Origin of the sequence: Pseudomonas koreensis, assembly GCF_025447595.1 — a bacterium.
In the GTDB taxonomy this organism is placed as follows: Bacteria; Pseudomonadota; Gammaproteobacteria; order Pseudomonadales; family Pseudomonadaceae; genus Aquipseudomonas; species Aquipseudomonas koreensis_H.
This window is the reverse complement of sequence record NZ_JAOEJU010000004.1, coordinates 263402-279834: the sequence shown is the minus strand read 5'-3', so window position 1 is coordinate 279834 and position 16433 is coordinate 263402. Positions and strand designations below refer to the sequence as shown.

At 61.2% G+C, this 16433-nt stretch carries 18 protein-coding genes; 12 read left to right on the top strand and 6 right to left on the bottom strand.

From position 1 onward, the window contains the following. The first annotated feature begins 175 nt into the window (after positions 1–175). Genes N8H71_RS08730 through N8H71_RS08695 form a run of 8 tightly spaced genes read left to right on the top strand, consistent with a single transcriptional unit; the run spans position 176 to position 6415 of the window. On the top strand, positions 176–1375 hold the full coding sequence (locus tag N8H71_RS08730) for a PepSY-associated TM helix domain-containing protein (protein ID WP_262193658.1): 1200 nt from the start codon (positions 176–178) through the stop codon (positions 1373–1375). After that, the gene (locus N8H71_RS08725) at positions 1372–1914 is read left to right on the top strand and encodes a thiamine pyrophosphate-binding protein (RefSeq protein ID WP_262193657.1); all 543 of its coding nucleotides are present in this window, start codon (positions 1372–1374) and stop codon (positions 1912–1914) included. Before N8H71_RS08730 ends, N8H71_RS08725 begins: the two co-directional genes overlap by 4 nt. Next, a complete protein-coding gene (locus N8H71_RS08720) occupies positions 1911–2252 on the top strand; it encodes a hypothetical protein (protein ID WP_007955813.1) in 342 nt (113 codons plus the stop codon). The genes N8H71_RS08725 and N8H71_RS08720 overlap by 4 nt, the downstream gene beginning before the upstream one ends. After that, complete coding sequence (locus N8H71_RS08715) at positions 2249–2824, top strand: DUF6162 family protein (RefSeq protein ID WP_262193656.1); 576 nt, start codon at positions 2249–2251, stop codon at positions 2822–2824. Before N8H71_RS08720 ends, N8H71_RS08715 begins: the two co-directional genes overlap by 4 nt. Before the next feature lie 35 nt (positions 2825–2859). Then, entirely contained in the window at positions 2860–3789 is a 930-nt protein-coding gene (locus tag N8H71_RS08710; RefSeq protein ID WP_262193655.1) for a metal ABC transporter substrate-binding protein, read from the top strand. Continuing rightward, positions 3786–4616, top strand: a complete 831-nt coding sequence (locus tag N8H71_RS08705; protein WP_262193654.1) for a metal ABC transporter ATP-binding protein — start codon at positions 3786–3788, stop codon at positions 4614–4616. The genes N8H71_RS08710 and N8H71_RS08705 overlap by 4 nt, the downstream gene beginning before the upstream one ends. Next, positions 4616–5515 (top strand): metal ABC transporter permease, encoded by a 900-nt coding sequence (locus tag N8H71_RS08700; protein WP_003226663.1) that lies wholly within the window; start codon positions 4616–4618, stop codon positions 5513–5515. The genes N8H71_RS08705 and N8H71_RS08700 overlap by 1 nt, the downstream gene beginning before the upstream one ends. Then, a complete protein-coding gene (locus N8H71_RS08695) occupies positions 5516–6415 on the top strand; it encodes a metal ABC transporter substrate-binding protein (RefSeq protein ID WP_262193653.1) in 900 nt (299 codons plus the stop codon). It abuts the gene before it with no gap. 203 nt (positions 6416–6618) lie between these two features. Here N8H71_RS08695 and N8H71_RS08690 read toward each other — a convergent pair whose 3' ends face one another. From N8H71_RS08690 to N8H71_RS08670, 5 genes are all read right to left on the bottom strand, one after another. Beyond that, positions 6619–6843, bottom strand: coding sequence for an MbtH family protein (locus N8H71_RS08690; RefSeq protein ID WP_007917715.1), 225 nt, complete (start codon positions 6841–6843; stop codon positions 6619–6621). A gap of 83 nt (positions 6844–6926) precedes the next feature. Further along, positions 6927–8339, bottom strand: a complete 1413-nt coding sequence (locus N8H71_RS08685; protein WP_262193652.1) for an aspartate aminotransferase family protein — start codon at positions 8337–8339, stop codon at positions 6927–6929. Between the two features lie 142 nt (positions 8340–8481). Further along, positions 8482–8967 carry a GNAT family N-acetyltransferase gene (locus N8H71_RS08680; RefSeq protein ID WP_262193651.1) on the bottom strand — a complete coding sequence of 162 codons (486 nt, stop codon included), beginning with the start codon at positions 8965–8967 and terminating at the stop codon, positions 8482–8484. 107 nt (positions 8968–9074) lie between these two features. Continuing rightward, on the bottom strand, positions 9075–10397 hold the full coding sequence (locus N8H71_RS08675; RefSeq protein WP_262193650.1) for an ATP-binding protein: 1323 nt from the start codon (positions 10395–10397) through the stop codon (positions 9075–9077). After that, entirely contained in the window at positions 10397–11077 is a 681-nt protein-coding gene (locus tag N8H71_RS08670) for a response regulator (protein WP_085683382.1), read from the bottom strand. The genes N8H71_RS08675 and N8H71_RS08670 overlap by 1 nt, the downstream gene beginning before the upstream one ends. Positions 11078–11406: 329 nt before the next feature. Between N8H71_RS08670 and N8H71_RS08665 the strand changes: the two genes are divergently transcribed. From N8H71_RS08665 to dsbG, 4 genes are all read left to right on the top strand, one after another. Then, complete coding sequence (locus tag N8H71_RS08665) at positions 11407–12081, top strand: hypothetical protein (protein WP_262193649.1); 675 nt, start codon at positions 11407–11409, stop codon at positions 12079–12081. 124 nt (positions 12082–12205) lie between these two features. Beyond that, positions 12206–13936 carry a protein-disulfide reductase DsbD gene (dsbD, locus tag N8H71_RS08660; protein ID WP_262193648.1) on the top strand — a complete coding sequence of 577 codons (1731 nt, stop codon included), beginning with the start codon at positions 12206–12208 and terminating at the stop codon, positions 13934–13936. Continuing rightward, positions 13936–14808 (top strand): TlpA disulfide reductase family protein, encoded by an 873-nt coding sequence (locus N8H71_RS08655; protein ID WP_262193647.1) that lies wholly within the window; start codon positions 13936–13938, stop codon positions 14806–14808. The genes dsbD and N8H71_RS08655 overlap by 1 nt, the downstream gene beginning before the upstream one ends. Continuing rightward, entirely contained in the window at positions 14784–15554 is a 771-nt protein-coding gene (dsbG, locus tag N8H71_RS08650) for a thiol:disulfide interchange protein DsbG (RefSeq protein WP_262193646.1), read from the top strand. Before N8H71_RS08655 ends, dsbG begins: the two co-directional genes overlap by 25 nt. A 31-nt stretch (positions 15555–15585) precedes the next feature. Here dsbG and N8H71_RS08645 read toward each other — a convergent pair whose 3' ends face one another. Next, positions 15586–16398 (bottom strand): alpha/beta fold hydrolase, encoded by an 813-nt coding sequence (locus N8H71_RS08645; RefSeq protein ID WP_262193645.1) that lies wholly within the window; start codon positions 16396–16398, stop codon positions 15586–15588. Positions 16399–16433 lie beyond the last annotated feature (35 nt).

The window sequence follows — 16433 nt, the reverse complement described above, 5'->3', positions numbered from 1 at the left end:
CATGCAATCGCGAAACATTTACTTTCATATCCTTCATCGGGATTTTCTTCGCTCATCCGTCTTATAGAGATGCGGACCGGTCGCGTAGGCAAAAGCCACGACCGGGCCTTTCAGGGAATCCCGTGCTGCGAAGCCCGTAGTACCGCTCCCTCTCACCGAATCAAGACCGGACATCATGTCGAAGAAATCCCGCTCGAAACTGTGGTTCCTGGTACACAGCTGGCTGGCATTGCCCATCTGGTTTTTTGTCCTGATCGTCTGCGTAACCGGCACCCTGGCGGTGGTCAGCCAGGAAATCGTCTGGCTCGCCAACCCGCAGATGCGCGCCAGCGCACCGTCGGACGACGCACAACGGCTCAGCTATGACGATATCCTCGCCGCCATCAAAAAAGCCGAACCGCAAGCCCTCGTTTCCCGCATCAGTCGTCCCGACGAATCGCACTTCGCCCTGGATGTCACCCTCAGCTACCCCGATGGCCGCTCACTGGTGAGCTACGTCAATCCCTACACCGGGGTGATCCAGGGCACGGCGCCGGAATTCAACTTTGAAGCCTTCACCCGTGCACTGCATGGCTGGTGGCTGGTGCCGTTCACCAACGGCTACAGCTGGGGCTGGTATCTGGTTTCCGCGCTGGGTCTGCCGTTACTGGCCTCGCTGATCACCGGGCTGGTGGTCTACAAAAGGTTCTGGAAAGGCTTCCTGCGTCCGACCCTGCGCTTTCGCCACGGCGCGCGGATCTTCTGGGGCGACTTCCACCGCCTCAGCGGTATTTGGTCGATCTGGTTCATTGCGGTGATCTCCATCACCGGCACCTGGTTTCTGATCGAAGCCGCGCTGTCCGACAACCACATTTCCATTTCCAGCGAGACGATCCTCCCGGCCATGGCCCGTGAAAGCGTGCCATTGTCGGCCGATGGCACCCCGCCGCCGCGCGTCAGCCTCGAGCGCGCCATCGAACTTGCGCAACAGAAGATCCCGGGGCTGGAAGCCAGCGTGATCAATCTTCCAGGCAATGCCTACAGCCACCTCGATATCCGGGGGCGCGGCTGGTATCCGCTGATGTTCCAGAGCGCAACGCTCAATCCGTACAGCGGTGACCTGGCGTCTTCACGGGTGTTGTCCGACCGCACGTCCCTGGAGTTCGTCACTGAATCCATGCGACCGCTGCACACCGGGGATTTCGGCGGATTGTGGATCAAGCTGATCTGGTTCTTCTTCGGCCTGCTGCTGAGCATGATGGTGCTCAGCGGCCTGCTGATCTGGACCAAGCGCACCGCACTGGCCACCGCCAACGCCCTCAAGCGCGAGAACAAGAAGAGTCGCGTCAAGGCGCAACCGGTCATCAACCGTGAACCGTCGGAGGTCAACCTGTGAGCAAAGTCACTACCGCCCCTCAACCTTCACGGCTGAGCCTGTTCTGGCACAAATGGCGCTTTCACATCAACGTGCTGTTGCTGTTGATCCCGCTGGGCTTCATGCCCAAGTATTTTTCCGACGCTGCACTGTTTCGCGGTGACACCGGGCTGGGCGAACGGGAGATCGGCGAAATACATGTTGGCCCCTGGAGCCTGCGCCTCGCCGAGTTTCGTAACGAAGCGCCCCGCTCCGACGGCCCCGGCGGCTACCTGAAAGCCTTCAGCGCCGCGCTGTGCAATGCCTGTGTCGAACCGGTCAAGGCGACCTATCTGCGCATCGGCAAACCTCGCAGCCTGCGCGCTGCCGGCGTGATTTTCTTCGGTACGCCTTATCGCATGGGCACCCAGTTACCGATACCGGAAAAAACCGCTGCCGACGCCGAACTGTGGATCACCATGGAAGGCTGGGACGGCAGCCTGCATCAGGCCTCGATTCCCCTGAGCCAGGCCTCCCCCGCCACCATCGCCTGGCTGAACAAACAAGGAGCCAAACCATGACGCTCGCCCGACGCTTTTCCCGCCTGCGCCTGAGCAGCCTGATGCTGGTGCTGTGTGCCGGTTTCAGCGCCAGCGCCCTGGCTCACAACCCGATGTGCGAGTGCAAGGCCATCGACGCCGAGCAGATCAAGTGCACCGGCGGCTTCTCCGACGGCAGCGGCGCACCGGGGGTGACCCTCGACGTGATCGGCTACGACGAAACCATTCTGGTGCCGGGCAAGCTCGGCGCCGATTCGACCCTGACCTTCAAGAAACCCGGCGCCGAGTTCTACGTGCTGTTCGACGCCGGCCCCGGCCACGTGGTCGAAATCGACCAAGCGGATATCGAAGCCCCATGACCACGCCGACCACCCAGGTTGTACGCCCGGCCGGTGCCGGGCACGAAACCCTCAACGTGCTGCTGATGTGCCTGCTGATCCTCGCGGTCGCCGGTTCCGTGGTGGCGTGGCGCGGCGTCTCCCACGAACCCGAGCCGGTTTCCAGCCATCAACTCGACGCCCGGCGCGATCTCGGCGCCAGTGAGCAAGGCATCTATGCCGACTTGCGGGTGACCCTCGACGAGATCCATCTGCTGCGTGAAGAACAACAGGCACTGCCAAGCCCGCAGAACCTGGCGGACGAAGGTTTCGCCCCGTTTGCCCAAGATGCCAGTTCGGTCAGTCGTGGCGCTCATGCCTGGCAGTTGCTGGCCGACCGCGCCTACTTCGGCCACAGCCAGGCACCGGCCGTGGCCGGTTCGTTTCTGATGCGCCTCAACGCAGCCGATGACGCCGCGCCGGATATCTGGCTCAACCGCGCCACCGATCTGCAAGCGCCGACAGACCTGTCTGACGCTGCGCTGACCGCCGCCGGCTGGAAACAGATCGTCGCGCAATTCGACGCCGGTGTGACCCGCGAACATCGTCATTGAACCCTCGCTTTCATTCGAGAGAAGACCGCTTGCCCATGCCTAGTTCATCTCAACGCCATTCTTTCCTTCGCCTGCTGCTGATCGGCCTGTGCGCCTGCCTGCTGAGCCCATTGGTCAGCGCCGATCAGGCCAAGCGCCTGCGCATCGGCATCACCCTGCATCCGTATTACAGCTATGTGGCGAATATCGTCGGCGACAAGGCCGAAGTCGTGCCGCTGATTCCCGCCGGTTTCAACCCGCACGCCTACGAGCCGCGCGCCGAAGACATCAAGCGCATCAGCGGGCTGGACGTGATCGTGCTCAACGGCGTCGGCCATGACGACTTCGCCGACCGCATGATCGCCGCCAGCGAAACACCGGACATCAAGACCATCGAAGCCAACGAAAACGTGCCGCTGCTGGCTGCCACCGGGGTCGCCGCGCGCGGTGCCGGCAAAGTGGTGAACCCGCACACATTCCTGTCGATCAGCGCCTCGATTGCCCAGGTCAACAACATCGCCCGGGAACTGGGCAAGCTCGACCCGGATAACGCCAAGACCTACACCCAGAACGCCCGCGCCTACGGCAAACGCCTGCGGCAGATGCGTGCCGACGCTCTGGCCAAACTGACCCAGGCGCCGAACGCCGAACTGCGAGTGGCCACGGTGCACGCCGCTTATGACTACCTGCTGCGCGAGTTCGGTCTGGAAGTCACCGCCGTGGTCGAGCCGGCCCACGGCATCGAGCCGAGCCCGAGCCAGTTGAAGAAAACCATCGACCAATTGCGTGAGCTGGACGTGAAAGTGATCTTCTCGGAGATGGACTTCCCGTCCACCTACGTCGAAACCATCCAGCGCGAATCCGGTGTGAAGCTGTACCCGCTGTCGCACATTTCCTATGGTGAATACACCGCCGACAAGTACGAAAAGGAAATGACCGGCAACCTCAACACCGTGGTTCGGGCGATTCAGGAGTCCGGCGCATGACTTCAAAAGAAATCGAACTCCCTGTGGGAGCGAGCTTGCTCGCGAAAGCGCCCATTCAGTCAACGTCTCCGTTGGATGAGAAACCGCATTCGCGAGCAAGCTCGCTCCCACAAGTATCAGGCCCGACTCTGGATTTTTCGGAAGTCAGCCTGACGCTTGGGCGCACCACGATTCTGGACAAGGTCACCTTTCAGGTGCAGCCCGGCAGCGTGCATGCGCTGGTCGGCCCCAACGGCGGTGGCAAGAGTTCGCTGATCAAGACCCTGCTCGGGCAGATGCCGCATCAGGGCCGGCTCAGCCTGCAATGGCCCGGCGAGCCCGGCACCATCGGCTACGTGCCACAAGCGCTGGAGTTCGATCGGGGCCTGCCCATGACCGTCGATGATTTCATGGCCGCCATGTGCCAGCGTCGCCCGGCCTTTCTCGGCTTGAGCAAACACTACGCCGGCGCCATCGGTGATGCGCTGGAGCGGGTCGGCATGCAGGACAAGCGCAAGCGCCGGATGGGCGCACTGTCCGGTGGTGAACGCCAGCGAGTGCTGCTCGCCCAAGGCCTGATTCCGGCGCCGCAATTGCTGGTGCTGGATGAACCGATGTCGGCCCTCGACGAAGCCGGGATCCAGGTGTTCGAGCGCTTGCTGGGCGACTGGCGGGCGGCGGGCATCACCGTGCTGTGGATCGAGCACGATCTGGAGGCGGTCGGGCGTCTGGCCAATCGCGTCACCGGCCTCAACCGCCGGGTACTGTTCGACGCCACGCCGCAACAGGCCCTGACCCCGGAACGTCTGCTGACCCTGTTCTCGACCCATCCACGGAGCGCTGCCTGATGAGTTACGAAGCCTTTCGTTTGATGGTGCAGGGCTGGGCCTCCTCCGGTTACCTGCCTGAAGCCCTGGCCTACGGGTTTGTGGTCAACGCGCTGCTCGCCGGTCTGTTGATCGGGCCGGTGCTGGGTGGCCTCGGCACACTGGTGGTGGTCAAGCGTTTCGCGTTTTTCTCCGAAGCAGTCGGCCACGCGGCACTGACCGGCGTGGCCATTGGCATCCTGCTCGGCGAACCCTACACCGGGCCGTACGGCAGCCTGTTCGGGTACTGCCTGCTGTTCGGCATTCTGCTCAATTACCTGCGCAACCGCACCGGTCTGGCACCCGACACATTGATCGGTGTATTCCTGTCGGTGTCCCTCGCTTTGGGCGCCAGCCTGCTGCTGATTCTGGCGGGCAAGATCAACGTACACATTCTGGAAAACGTGCTGTTCGGCTCGGTGCTGACGGTCAACGGTAACGACCTGCTGGTGCTGGCGATTGTCGGTTCACTGGTGATGGCGCTGGCCCTGCCGCTGTACAACCGGATCATGCTCGCCAGCTTCAACCCGCAACTGGCGGCGGTACGCGGCGTCGCGGTGAAAACTCTGGATTACCTGTTCGTGATTCTGGTGACACTGATCACCGTCGCGGCAGTGAAAGTCATCGGCGCGATTCTGGTCGGCGCATTGCTGGTGATTCCGGCAGCCGCCGCCCGCTTGCTCAGCCAGTCGCTCAAAGGCTTTTTCTGGTGTTCGGTACTGATTGCCACGGTCAGTACGCTGTGCGGGATTCTTGCGCCCATCGTCTTCGACCTGCCGATTCCGTCCGGCGCCGCGATCATTCTGGTCGCCGGTATTGCGTTCGCCCTCGCTGCGATTGCCCGGGGCGTCGTCCCCAGTCTGAAAGGGAACCTTGGATAAATGGCTTTTTCAATGCGTCAACTGACTCTGGCCATCGCCCTGTATGGCGCGGTATCGAGCCCTTTGCTGGCGGCCGAAAAAAACGTGCGCGTGCTGGCTTCATTGCCGATCACCTTTGGCCTGGGTGAAGTACTGCTCAAAGGCACCGATATCAGCCTCGAACGCGCGGCACCGGCGAACCTGCCGGGCAGCCGCCAGACCGCGTACTTCACCGGGCGCGGCGCTCCGGAGCTAAACAAACTGGCCACCGGCGCCGATGCGGTGATCGGCGTGCGCTCGCTGTGGGCCGATGATCCGCTTTATCCAATCGCGCGGCGCAGCAACATCCGCATCGTCGAAGTCGACGCAGCCCGCCCGGTGGACGGCGCCTTGCCCGGCATTGCCGTGCAACCGGGGCTCAAGGTCGACGGCCTGAACAGCCAGCCGTGGCTGGCGAGCAACAACATGGGGCGCATGGCCGACGTGATGGCGGCGGACCTGGTGCGCCTCGCGCCGAAGGACAAATCGAAGATCGAAGCCAATCTGGCGGCTCTGAAACAGCGCCTGCTGAAACTCAGTGCCGACAGCGAGGCGCGTCTGGCCAGTGCCGATAACCTTAGCGTGATGAGCCTGAGCGATCATTTCGGTTATCTGATCGGCAGCCTGAATCTGGAGTTGATCGGACAGGACGCCCGACCGGATGCCGAATGGACACCGGAAGATCTGAAAAATCTGACCGCCACGCTGAAAGACAACGACGTGGCAGTGGTGCTGCACCATCGCCAGCCGTCGGATGCGGTGAAAGCGGCGATTGCCGAGTCGGGCAGTCATTTGTTGGTGCTGAGCACCGATGCGGCTGATCCGGTGGCGGAGCTGGAAGGCAATGTGGATGTGCTGCTCAAAGGCTTGGCCGGCGCGTAACGCCATTAGGACCGCGTCATCGTTCATCGCTGGCAAGCCAGCTCCCACAGTGATTTGAGGCGTTCGCGAGTAATGTGCAACGCAACAAAAACCTGTGGGAGCTGGCTTGCCAGCGATGAGGCCTTCACACGCAACAAAAATGCCGGCCATGAAAAAACCCGCTGACTGTTTCCAGTCCAGCGGGTTTCTTTTTGGCTGAAGACTTACTGTGCTGCCGCTTGCGCTTCCATCTTCTGGCGCAGGCTCAGCGGGCGCATGTCGGTCCAGACCTCTTCGATGTAGGCCAGGCATTCCTTTTTCAGGCCACTTTTGCCGACGGTGCGCCAGCCTTCCGGCACGGCCTTGTAGTCCGGCCAGATCGAGTACTGCTCTTCGTGGTTGACCACGACTTGAAAGAGGATGTCCTCGCGGTCGAATACTGACGTCATGCTGTGTCTCCATCGCTGTAAGGGTGGGCTGCACGACGGGTGCAGCCGGGTATGTAGAAAGAACGTTCGACGCGGCGAAAAATTTACAGGCCGGCGGTCGCGGCGCTCAACGCACGGCCGAAGATCTCGGCGACGTGATCGATTTCAGCAGCGGTGATCACCAGTGGCGGCAGGAATCGCACCACCGCACCGTGACGCCCGCCCAGCTCAAGAATCAGTCCGCGCTTGAGGCATTCACGCTGAACCAGCGGCGCCAGACGTGCGAAGGCCGGTGGATGGCCCAGGGCATCTGGCGTGCCGCTCGGATCGACCAGCTCGACGCCGAGCATCAGGCCACGACCGCGAATGTCGCCCAGTTGCGGAAAGTCACGCTGCAGAATGTGCAGGTGCTCACTCAGGCGTTCACCCATCGCAGCGGCGTGCTCGCAAACCCTGTGTTCAACCAGGTAACGCATCACTGCGGAACCGGCGGCCATCGCCATCTGGTTGCCACGGAACGTACCGGCGTGAGCGCCCGGCTGCCAGGTGTCGAGCCAGTCGCGATAAACCACCACCGCCAGCGGCAGGCTTCCACCGATGGCTTTGGACAGCACCACAACGTCCGGAGTAATGCCGGCGTGCTCGAAGGCAAACATCTTGCCGGTGCGGGCAAAACCGCTCTGGATCTCGTCGATGATCAGCGCCACGCCAGCCTTTTCGGTGATGCGGCGTAGACCGCGCAGCCACTCGATATCAGCCGGAATCACGCCGCCCTCGCCCTGCACCGCTTCGACGATGACTGCAGCCGGCAGTTGCACGCCGGCCTCTGGATCATTGAGCAGGTTTTCCAGGTAACTCAGGTTGGCCTTCACGCCCGCCGCGCCACCGAGGCTGAACGGGCAACGGTAGTCGTAAGGAAATGGCATGAATTGCACACCGTTGCTGAGCAGCGCACCCAGCGGCTTTTTCGGCCCCAAACTGCCCATCAGGCTCAAGGCGCCCTGACTCATGCCGTGGTAACCGCCGGAAAACGACAGCACGGTGCTGCGCCCGGTGGCGGTGCGTACCAGTTTCAGCGCAGCTTCCACCGCATCGGTACCGGTCGGGCCGCAGAACTGGATTTTCGCTTCCTTTGCCAATGCTGGCGGCAGCAGACCGAACAGGTCCTGAACGAACTGGTCTTTCACTGGCGTGGTCAGGTCGAGAGTGTGCAGCGGCAACTCATCGGCCAGCACCTGCTGGATAGCCTCGATCACCACCGGGTGGTTATGCCCCAGCGCGAGGGTGCCGGCTCCGGCGAGGCAATCGATGAAGGTACGACCTTCAACGTCTTCGACATACAGACCCTTGGCTCGTTTGAGAGCCAGAGGAATACGTCGCGGGTAACTGCGGGCATTGGATTCCTGCTGGCTCTGGCGGGCCAGCAACGGTGATTCATTGAACTGATACAGCGTTTCCACCGGCGCGGAGGTGATCCGGGCCGACGACTCTTCGATAAGGCTGGTGGCGACTGACATCTCTCGACCCCTCAATACGCTATGGATAGTGACCAAAACTGCACACCGGGCAGGTGCGCGTTCCGGTCGCGGGGCGCACATGCAGGTTTTCCTGTTCTGGAAACGCACCAGCGTGTCGAGGATTTACACCCTTGATCGAATGTCAGGCCGACAATGCCAGCGGCTTGTGCATTGGCAGGGTCAAAACGCCGTGTTGCATGAAGGCAGTCGCCGCTTCGCGATAACCCAGACGCCGGTAGAACGCCTCGCCGGTTCGCGTACTGGCGAGCGTGACGCAAGGCCGGCCGCGAATCCTCAGCCAACCTTCGAGATCACCCATCAGCGCACGGCCTGCACCTCGGCGGAACCACTCCGGCTGCACATGACAGAACGTGACTTCACCATTGGCTGCGGCCATGCCGACGCCCACCGGTTTGTCCTGCAGTAGTGCGATGTTCAGATAATGATGGGGATCGGCGAGCCAGACGCTGATGTACTCCGACGATTGTCGGTGGACCCAGCGCTCGACCAGTTGTGGATCGTTACGATGATCGAGCGCGCAACCGACGCGGATCGAGCGTTCGAGAATCCGGCTGATGATGCCGGCATCGGCAGGTGTGGCGGGACAGATATAAACGGGTGCTTCCATGGCGCTGTTTCCCTCAATCCATTGAGTCAAAGGCTGGCGCGACAATAACGTCGCGGCCGGCGGATGACTAATGGAGAGAGGTTACATTTGATGTGCCTGGCAAAGTTTCAGACCGGTTGCAGCGGCATGGTCAGCTCGACCCGCAAACCATCCGGGCGGCTGTCGAAATGCAGGGTGCAGGCGCAGCGCTGAACGATGGCCTGGACAATCGCCAGTCCCAGCCCGCAGCCGGTGCTCTGGCCATTGCGCCAGAAACGCTGGGTCAGATGTTGCAAATCGTCTGGGGCAATTCCCGGCCCATGATCGCGTACCACAAAACGCACGCGATTGGCGGTGGTTTCCAGGCTCAGGTCCACCGCGCCGTCGGTCGGTGTATGACGCAGGGCGTTATCGAGCAGATTACGCAAGGCTGCAATCGACAGCACCGCCGGCATTTGCAGCGGCGCACCGGACAAGCGTTCAGGCAGGTGCAGCCTGATGCGCTGGCGCTGGTCGCTGGCCGAGTCCTGAATCGCCAGTTTCGCCACCTGCTCAGCACTGCATTGCACACCGTCGTCGAACGACAGACTGCCTTCGACCCGGGCCAGCAACAGCAATTGTTCAAGGGTCCGATGCAGGCGATCGGCACCCTCTTCGGCCCGGGCCAGGGACTGATCGCGGGCGTTGCCTTCGGTCATGCGTGCCACTTGCAGGTGGGTCTTGATCGCGGTCAGCGGGCTGCGCAGTTCATGGGCGGCATCGCCGGTCAGGCGACGTTCGCGTTCGATCGTCTTGCCGATGCGCTGGAACAACTGGTTCTGGGTTTCAAGCAGCGGTTTCAGTTCGCTGGGGAATGACTGCAACTGCAACGGCTCCAGGGAGTCCGCGTTGCGGCGCATCAACGCCTCACGCAAGCGGTTGAGCGGCGCCAGGCCCTGACCGATCCCCAGCCACAACAGGCAAAGGCAGCCGAGCAGCGCCACGCCGACCGGCACCGAAGCTGCCAGCAGGATCGACATATTCAGAGCTTCGCGTTCTATCGCCCGGTCAGCGGTGGTAATTCGCACATCACCTCGGGCCAGGGTAAAGCTGCGCCATGGCGCGCCATCGATCATCTGATCGTGGAAACCCATCTTCTGGGCTTCCAGCGCCTGTTCCGGATTGTTGTGACTGCGGGCGAGGATTTCCCCACGCAGCGAACTGACCTGGCAGGCCATGCCGCCGGGAATATTAAGTTGCTCGGCGCTGAAGTGAGTACCCTCGCCTTTGCTCGGTATGGGCGGCAATTGTTCCAGCAACCCGGCGACCATCCGCGCCGACGCTACCAGCCGCTGGTCGAGGGAAAACATCATCTGGTTGCGCAAATCGCTGAGCATCCAGGCAGCGGCCAGGGCCCAGATCAACGCAAACGCGGCGCCGAGGGTCAGGCTCAAGCGCAAGCGCAGACTCATCACTTGTCGTGTTCTCCGCCATCGGCCGGGCCCAGGCGATAGCCCAGACCGCGCACGGTTTCGACGATGCCTTTACCCAGTTTGCTGCGCAGGTGATGGATGTGCACGTTGAGTGCGTTGCTCTCCAGCTCATCGTTGAAACCGTAGACGCTGTCCTTCAACTGCTCGGTGGACAGCACCCGGCCACGGTTGTGCAGCAAGGCTTGCAGCAGGGATTGTTCGCGACGGGACAGATCCACAGACCGGCCCGCGAGTGTGGTTTCGCGGCTGCTCGGGTCGTAAGTCAGCGCACCGTGCTCGATCAGGTTGACGCTGCGCCCGGCCACCCGCCGAAGCAAGGTTTGCAGACGGGCAAACAACTCGCGCAGGTCGAAAGGCTTGAGCAGATAGTCGTCGGCACCGGACTGCAAGCCGTCGACCCGATCCGTGACCGAATCCCGCGCGGTGAGAATCAGCACCGGAATCTCCAGGCCTTGCTGACGCAGTTGTTGCAGCAATTTGAGGCCATCTTCGTCCGGCAGGCCGAGATCGAGCACCATCACGTCGAATTCGGCAACCTTGAGAATCGCCCGCGCCTTCGAAGCCGTATTGACGTGCTCGACCGTCAGGCCTTGCGCCGTCAGCCCGGCGACGATGCCGCTGGCGATCAACTCATCGTCTTCGCAAACCAGTACGTGCATGGGAGCTCCAGGGAAAAAACGCGATTCAAGCAGCCGGGGATTAAGCGGCAATTATGGCCACTGACCGCGCGAAGGAGAAGCATGGCCACGATGTATGCGATGACAAGTGTTGCCGTCTGCTGCAAAAAATATTAAGCCGACATTTAAAAGACAACGATCAACAAACTAACAAACATCAGAAACATCAGAAACATCAGAAACATCAGAAACATCAGAAACATCAGAAACATCAGAAACATATCATAACGAACCAAACATGGCATAAACATCAACAATGGACATAACCTGAGCCCGCAAGCATAAAACAAACCACACAAAGGAATGACAACATGTCCAAACTAAAAAACTTTGTCGCTATCGACTGGCGCGCAGGCCCTGACCGTATTTATTTCTTTTTCAAGAACTCCGATACTTACTCTCGATACGACATCTCTGACAACAGGGTGCTTGATATCTATCCAAAACCTGTCAAGGAGCACTGGAGCGAGTTTGATCCGTATGCAAAACATCTACGCTTCGGCTTCACTCGTACAGCGCCAGGCCTTTTCGACGATGCCGACACTTCCTGGCTGTTCTTTTATAACGACGATACACCTTGGGTTTGCGCCTATGATCAGGACGCAGACAAGGTCAGCGCTTTCTATCGCCTGTCCAACTCGCTCTGGGCACCTTTGCTGCCTTATTTCGACAGGATCGTGGCGGGTACTTGGTGGGAAGTAACCAGTAAAAACACCTTCCGCTTCCTGCTGAGCAATGGTGACAGCCTGGTTTTCGATACCGTCAAACAGCAGCTCACGCTCAAACCGAGTACAAACATGCGCGGACTCGAACCCTATAAACAGCGCATCATTACAGCCGCACAAGTTGACCCAACCTTTAGCGACAGCCTTTGGTATATATTCCTGACAAATGATGAATTCATTATTTACAACATGCAAAAAAACCAGGTCGCAGGTGGCTTGCGTAAGGTCGACAGCTTTCCCGGTTTGTTACGGGGCCTCTGAATCGTCGCTCAATCACCAGCGCATGAATATTCAAGCGCATCGAGGCAGGAAAAAGCCGGGTTAATCATCGGTTAATCGCCGCCCGCCACTGTGCCCCTCAATTGCACAGGGACAAGGCTCCTCCATGCGTCATTTTTTTCTATTGTTTGCACTGCTGTTTTCGGGTCTGACCCAAGCGGGGAATGATCCCTTTGCGACAAAACCGGAGTTTCTGCCGGTCGACAAAGCGTTCGTACTGACGTCGGAACGTCTGGAATCCGGTGAGACCCAACTGTTCTGGCAAATCGCCGACGGTTACTACCTGTACCAGAAGCGTCTGAAGTTCGACGGGCTGGCGGTGCAGAACGTCCCGGCCCTGCCCGAAGGCGAGTCCCACAGCGACGAGTATTTCGGCGAGCAGCCAGTCTATCGCCAGGGCCTTGAGCTGAAGATCCCGGCAGCCGCCCAAGGCCAGATCAAGGTCAGTTACCAGGGCTGCGCCGACGCCGGTCTTTGCTATCCCCCGCAGACCCGAGTGATCGACCTTGGCGGCAAAGCCGCAGCGACGACGGATGAAGCGCCGGATCAGGCACTGGCCAGCGGTCTGCAACAGCACTCGCTGGGCTGGAGTCTGCTGGTGTTCTTCGGCCTGGGTCTGCTGCTGGCGTTTGCGCCGTGTTCTTTACCGATGCTGCCGATTCTGGCAGGCATGGTCGTGGGCAGCGGTGCCACACCGCGTCGCGGTTTCGCGCTGGCCGCCAGCTATGTGGTTTGCATGGCGCTGGTGTATGCGGCGATGGGCGTCATCGCCGCGCTGCTGGGGGCGAACCTGCAGGCATGGTTGCAGAACCCGTGGCTGCTCGGGACGTTCGCGGCAGTGTTTGTGGTTCTGGCGCTGCCGATGTTCGGCTTCTTTGAACTGCAATTGCCGGTGGCTCTGCGTGATCGACTGGAACACGCTTCGCGCAGTCAACGCGGTGGCAGCCTGGTCGGTGCCGGCGTATTGGGCGCGTTGTCCGGTCTGCTGGTCGGCCCGTGCATGACCGCACCGCTGGCGGGCGCCCTGCTTTACATCGCGCAAAGTGGCAACGCGCTGCACGGTGGTTTGATTCTGTTTGCCCTGGGCATCGGCATCGGCGTACCGCTGCTGTTGCTGGTAACCGTCGGCAATCGTTTCCTGCCCAAACCCGGCGCGTGGATGAATCTGCTCAAAGGCGTATTCGGCTTCCTGTTCCTCGCCACGGCGTTGCTGATGCTGCGCCCGGTGCTGGACCCATCGCTGTGGCTCGGTCTGTGCGGCGCACTGCTGTTGATCGCCGCTTACAGTGCCTGGAAACAGTCCGAGGGCTTTGGTCGCGTGGCGCATGTGTTCGGCGCCGGTTCGCTGTTGCTGGGTTTGTGGGGCAGTCTGCTGGTGGTCGGTGCGGCGGGCGGCAGTGACGATCCGTATCAGCCGTTGCAGGTGTACAGCGCCGGCCGCGAGGGGTCCATGGCGCCCAACGGCCACGATGCCTTCACGACGATCAAGGATCCCGCCGCCCTGCAACGCGAGCTCGACGCCGCCAAAGCACAGGGGCAATGGGTATTGCTCGATTACTACGCCGACTGGTGCACGTCCTGCAAAGTGATGGAAAAACAGGTGTTCGGCCAGGCGCGGGTAATGCAGGCCCTGAGCGATGTGCGCTTGCTCCGACTCGACGTCACCGCCGACAATGCCGCCAGCCGCGAACTGCTCGGCCGTTATAAAGTGCCGGGGCCACCGAGTTTCGTGTGGATCGGCGCCGACGGCGATGAGCGCCGCAGCCAGCGCATCACCGGCGAGGTCGATGCCGATACTTTCCTGCAACGCTGGACCACCACCCGAGACGCCCGTTAATGCTGACTTTCACCCTCGGCACCTTTGCCATCGCACTCAACCACCTGCTGCTGATCAGCGCGCTGGCGCTGGCGACCTTCGTCGGCTGGCGGGTGGCCAAGCGCGGCGGTGACAACCCCGAGTCGGCGCTGTTCAGCCTGTTTCTGCTCGGCATGCTGGCGGCGCGCATTGCGTTTGTCGCTGTGTACTGGGGGCACTATCGCAACGATCTGTGGCAGATCATCGACCTGCGCGACGGCGGTTTTCTCGCCTGGCCAGGGGTGATCGTGCTGTTGCTGGCGGCGCTGTATCGCGGCTGGCGCCGGCCGGGTTTGCGTCGACCGCTGGGCTTCGGCGTGGTCAGCGGCGTGGCGTTCTGGGTGCTGGCGACCCTGTCGCTAAGCATTTACGAGCAAGGCACACGCCTGCCAGACATCACCCTGCGCAACGCCGCCGGGGAAACCGTGAAACTTACCGACTATCAGGGCGGGCCGCTGGTGATCAACCTGTGGGCCACCTGGTGTCCGCCGTGCCGCCGGGAAATGCCGGTGCTGGAAAACGCGCAGCAACAACGCCCGGACCTGACATTTCTATTCGTCAACCAGGCCGAAAGCATGCAAAGCGTCGCGACCTTTCTCGAAACCCAGGGTTTGAGCCTGACCAACGTACTGTTCGACAGAGGCGGGCGTCTCGGCCAGGCCGTGGGCTCCATGGCTCTGCCGACTACGCTGTTCTATAGCCCGGATGGTCGCCTGTTGGGCAGCCATCTGGGCGAGTTGTCGAACGCCAGCCTGGCCCGTGCCCTGGAAAACTTCGACACCCCGGCTTCCAGCCCGAATCCGGCCACCTCTTCTTCAAGGAAACTGCCATGCCCCGCCTCCGCCACCTGCTGACGCTGACACTGGGTACCGCCCTGCTGCACTTGCCGTCGGTACAGGCCGCTGAAGAACTGCCTGAAGCGATCAAGAAGATCGAAGCCAAAGGTGCAAAAATCGTCGGCCAGTTCGACGCGCCGGACGGCTTGCGTGGTTACGCCGCGCAATACCAGAACCGCGGCATGGCGCTGTACCTGACGCCGGACGGCAAGCACGTGCTGCTGGGCAATCTGTACGACGCCGACGGCAATGACCTGAGCAGCGCGCCGCTGCAAAAACTGGTCTACGCGCCGATGGCCAAGGAAGTCTGGGCCAAATTCGAGGCGAGCAACTGGATTCAGGACGGCAACAAGGATGCACCGCGCACGGTGTACCTGTTCAGTGATCCGAACTGCCCGTACTGCAACATGTTCTGGGAACAGGCCCGTCCGTGGGTCAAGGCCGGCAAGGTGCAGTTGCGGCACATCATGGTCGGCATCATCCGCGAAGACAGCCCGGCCAAATCCGCCGCCCTGCTCGCGGCCAAAGACCCGAGCAAAGCTCTGGAAGATCACGAGAAGGCCGGCAAGGCCAGCACACTCAAGGCTTTGAAAGATATTCCGGTTGCCGTACAGACCAAACTGGCAGCGAACATGCAGTTGATGGAAGACCTGGAATTGCAGGCCACTCCGGCGATCTTCTACATGGACGACAAGGGCGAGCTGCAACAACAGCAAGGCGCGCCGACGCCAGACAAACTGGCGAAGATTCTCGGCCCGAAATAAAAAACGCCCACGCAATGCGTGGGCGTTTTCGTTACTTCAGCTCAGCCAGAAACTTCAGCAGCGTGTCGGTCACAAACTCCGGATTCTCCAGATTAGAGATATGCCCCGCCTCCGGTACCAGCACACACGGACAGCCAATCAACTCAGCCATTTCCCGTGCTTCCGACGGCGGGCGTGGCTTGTCCTGATCGCCGCAGACCACCAGCGTGGTGGCCGCATTCAACTCGCCCAGACGCGGCAACAGATCGTCACGGCCAAAGGTGATCCGCCCCATCGGCACGATGCTTTCGCGCAGGCGTTCAGCTGAATAGCCGGCGAGTTTTGCGCGGAAATCCTGATACAGCGCCGACTCTCGATCAATGCCCGGGCGGAAGAAGATCGGCACCACGATATCCAGCAGTGGCTCGGAGATCCCGCCGCTTTCCTCGATCTGCTTGAACAGCGAGAAATAGTACTGGCGGGTCGGCTCCGGCTCGACGCCGACGTAAGTGTCCATCAGCACCAGACCGTTGAGCCGCTGCGGTGCCGACAACGCCAGACGCACGCCCCACATGCCGCCGACCGACAGCCCGACCAGCGTCACCCGGTCGATGTCCAGATGATCGAGCAAGGCCAGCGCCTGTCGGGCAATGTCGTCCAGCGAAGCGGTGCCTTCAGGCAAGCGACCGGATTCACCATGGCCCCACAGATCCAGCGCAATCACCCGATAGTGCGGCAAAAGCGCTGCGATCTGCGGCGCCCACATGGCCTGATCCCACAGGTAGCTGCCGGCCAGCAACACCGCCGGGCCCGTGCCTTGATCAATGTAGTGAAGCGCCTGTCCGTCAACTTCGAAGAAAGCCATCGATCACCCCCGCGACAAAAAAGAGAACCGGCAGA

Bases quoted from the DNA above. Each gene is read 5' to 3' on its own strand.
- N8H71_RS08730 (WP_262193658.1), top strand. From the start codon at position 176: ATGTCGAAGAAATCCCGCTCGAAACTGTGGTTCCTGGTACACAGCTGG.
- N8H71_RS08720 (WP_007955813.1), top strand. From the start codon at position 1,911: ATGACGCTCGCCCGACGCTTTTCCCGCCTGCGCCTGAGCAGCCTGATG.
- N8H71_RS08715 (WP_262193656.1), top strand. From the start codon at position 2,249: ATGACCACGCCGACCACCCAGGTTGTACGCCCGGCCGGTGCCGGGCAC.
- N8H71_RS08710 (WP_262193655.1), top strand. From the start codon at position 2,860: ATGCCTAGTTCATCTCAACGCCATTCTTTCCTTCGCCTGCTGCTGATC.
- N8H71_RS08705 (WP_262193654.1), top strand. From the start codon at position 3,786: ATGACTTCAAAAGAAATCGAACTCCCTGTGGGAGCGAGCTTGCTCGCG.
- N8H71_RS08700 (WP_003226663.1), top strand. From the start codon at position 4,616: ATGAGTTACGAAGCCTTTCGTTTGATGGTGCAGGGCTGGGCCTCCTCC.
- N8H71_RS08695 (WP_262193653.1), top strand. From the start codon at position 5,516: ATGGCTTTTTCAATGCGTCAACTGACTCTGGCCATCGCCCTGTATGGC.
- N8H71_RS08690 (WP_007917715.1), bottom strand. From the start codon at position 6,843: ATGACGTCAGTATTCGACCGCGAGGACATCCTCTTTCAAGTCGTGGTC.
- N8H71_RS08685 (WP_262193652.1), bottom strand. From the start codon at position 8,339: ATGTCAGTCGCCACCAGCCTTATCGAAGAGTCGTCGGCCCGGATCACC.
- N8H71_RS08680 (WP_262193651.1), bottom strand. From the start codon at position 8,967: ATGGAAGCACCCGTTTATATCTGTCCCGCCACACCTGCCGATGCCGGC.
- N8H71_RS08675 (WP_262193650.1), bottom strand. From the start codon at position 10,397: ATGAGTCTGCGCTTGCGCTTGAGCCTGACCCTCGGCGCCGCGTTTGCG.
- N8H71_RS08670 (WP_085683382.1), bottom strand. From the start codon at position 11,077: ATGCACGTACTGGTTTGCGAAGACGATGAGTTGATCGCCAGCGGCATC.
- N8H71_RS08665 (WP_262193649.1), top strand. From the start codon at position 11,407: ATGTCCAAACTAAAAAACTTTGTCGCTATCGACTGGCGCGCAGGCCCT.
- dsbD (WP_262193648.1), top strand. From the start codon at position 12,206: ATGCGTCATTTTTTTCTATTGTTTGCACTGCTGTTTTCGGGTCTGACC.
- N8H71_RS08655 (WP_262193647.1), top strand. From the start codon at position 13,936: ATGCTGACTTTCACCCTCGGCACCTTTGCCATCGCACTCAACCACCTG.
- dsbG (WP_262193646.1), top strand. From the start codon at position 14,784: ATGCCCCGCCTCCGCCACCTGCTGACGCTGACACTGGGTACCGCCCTG.
- N8H71_RS08645 (WP_262193645.1), bottom strand. From the start codon at position 16,398: ATGGCTTTCTTCGAAGTTGACGGACAGGCGCTTCACTACATTGATCAA.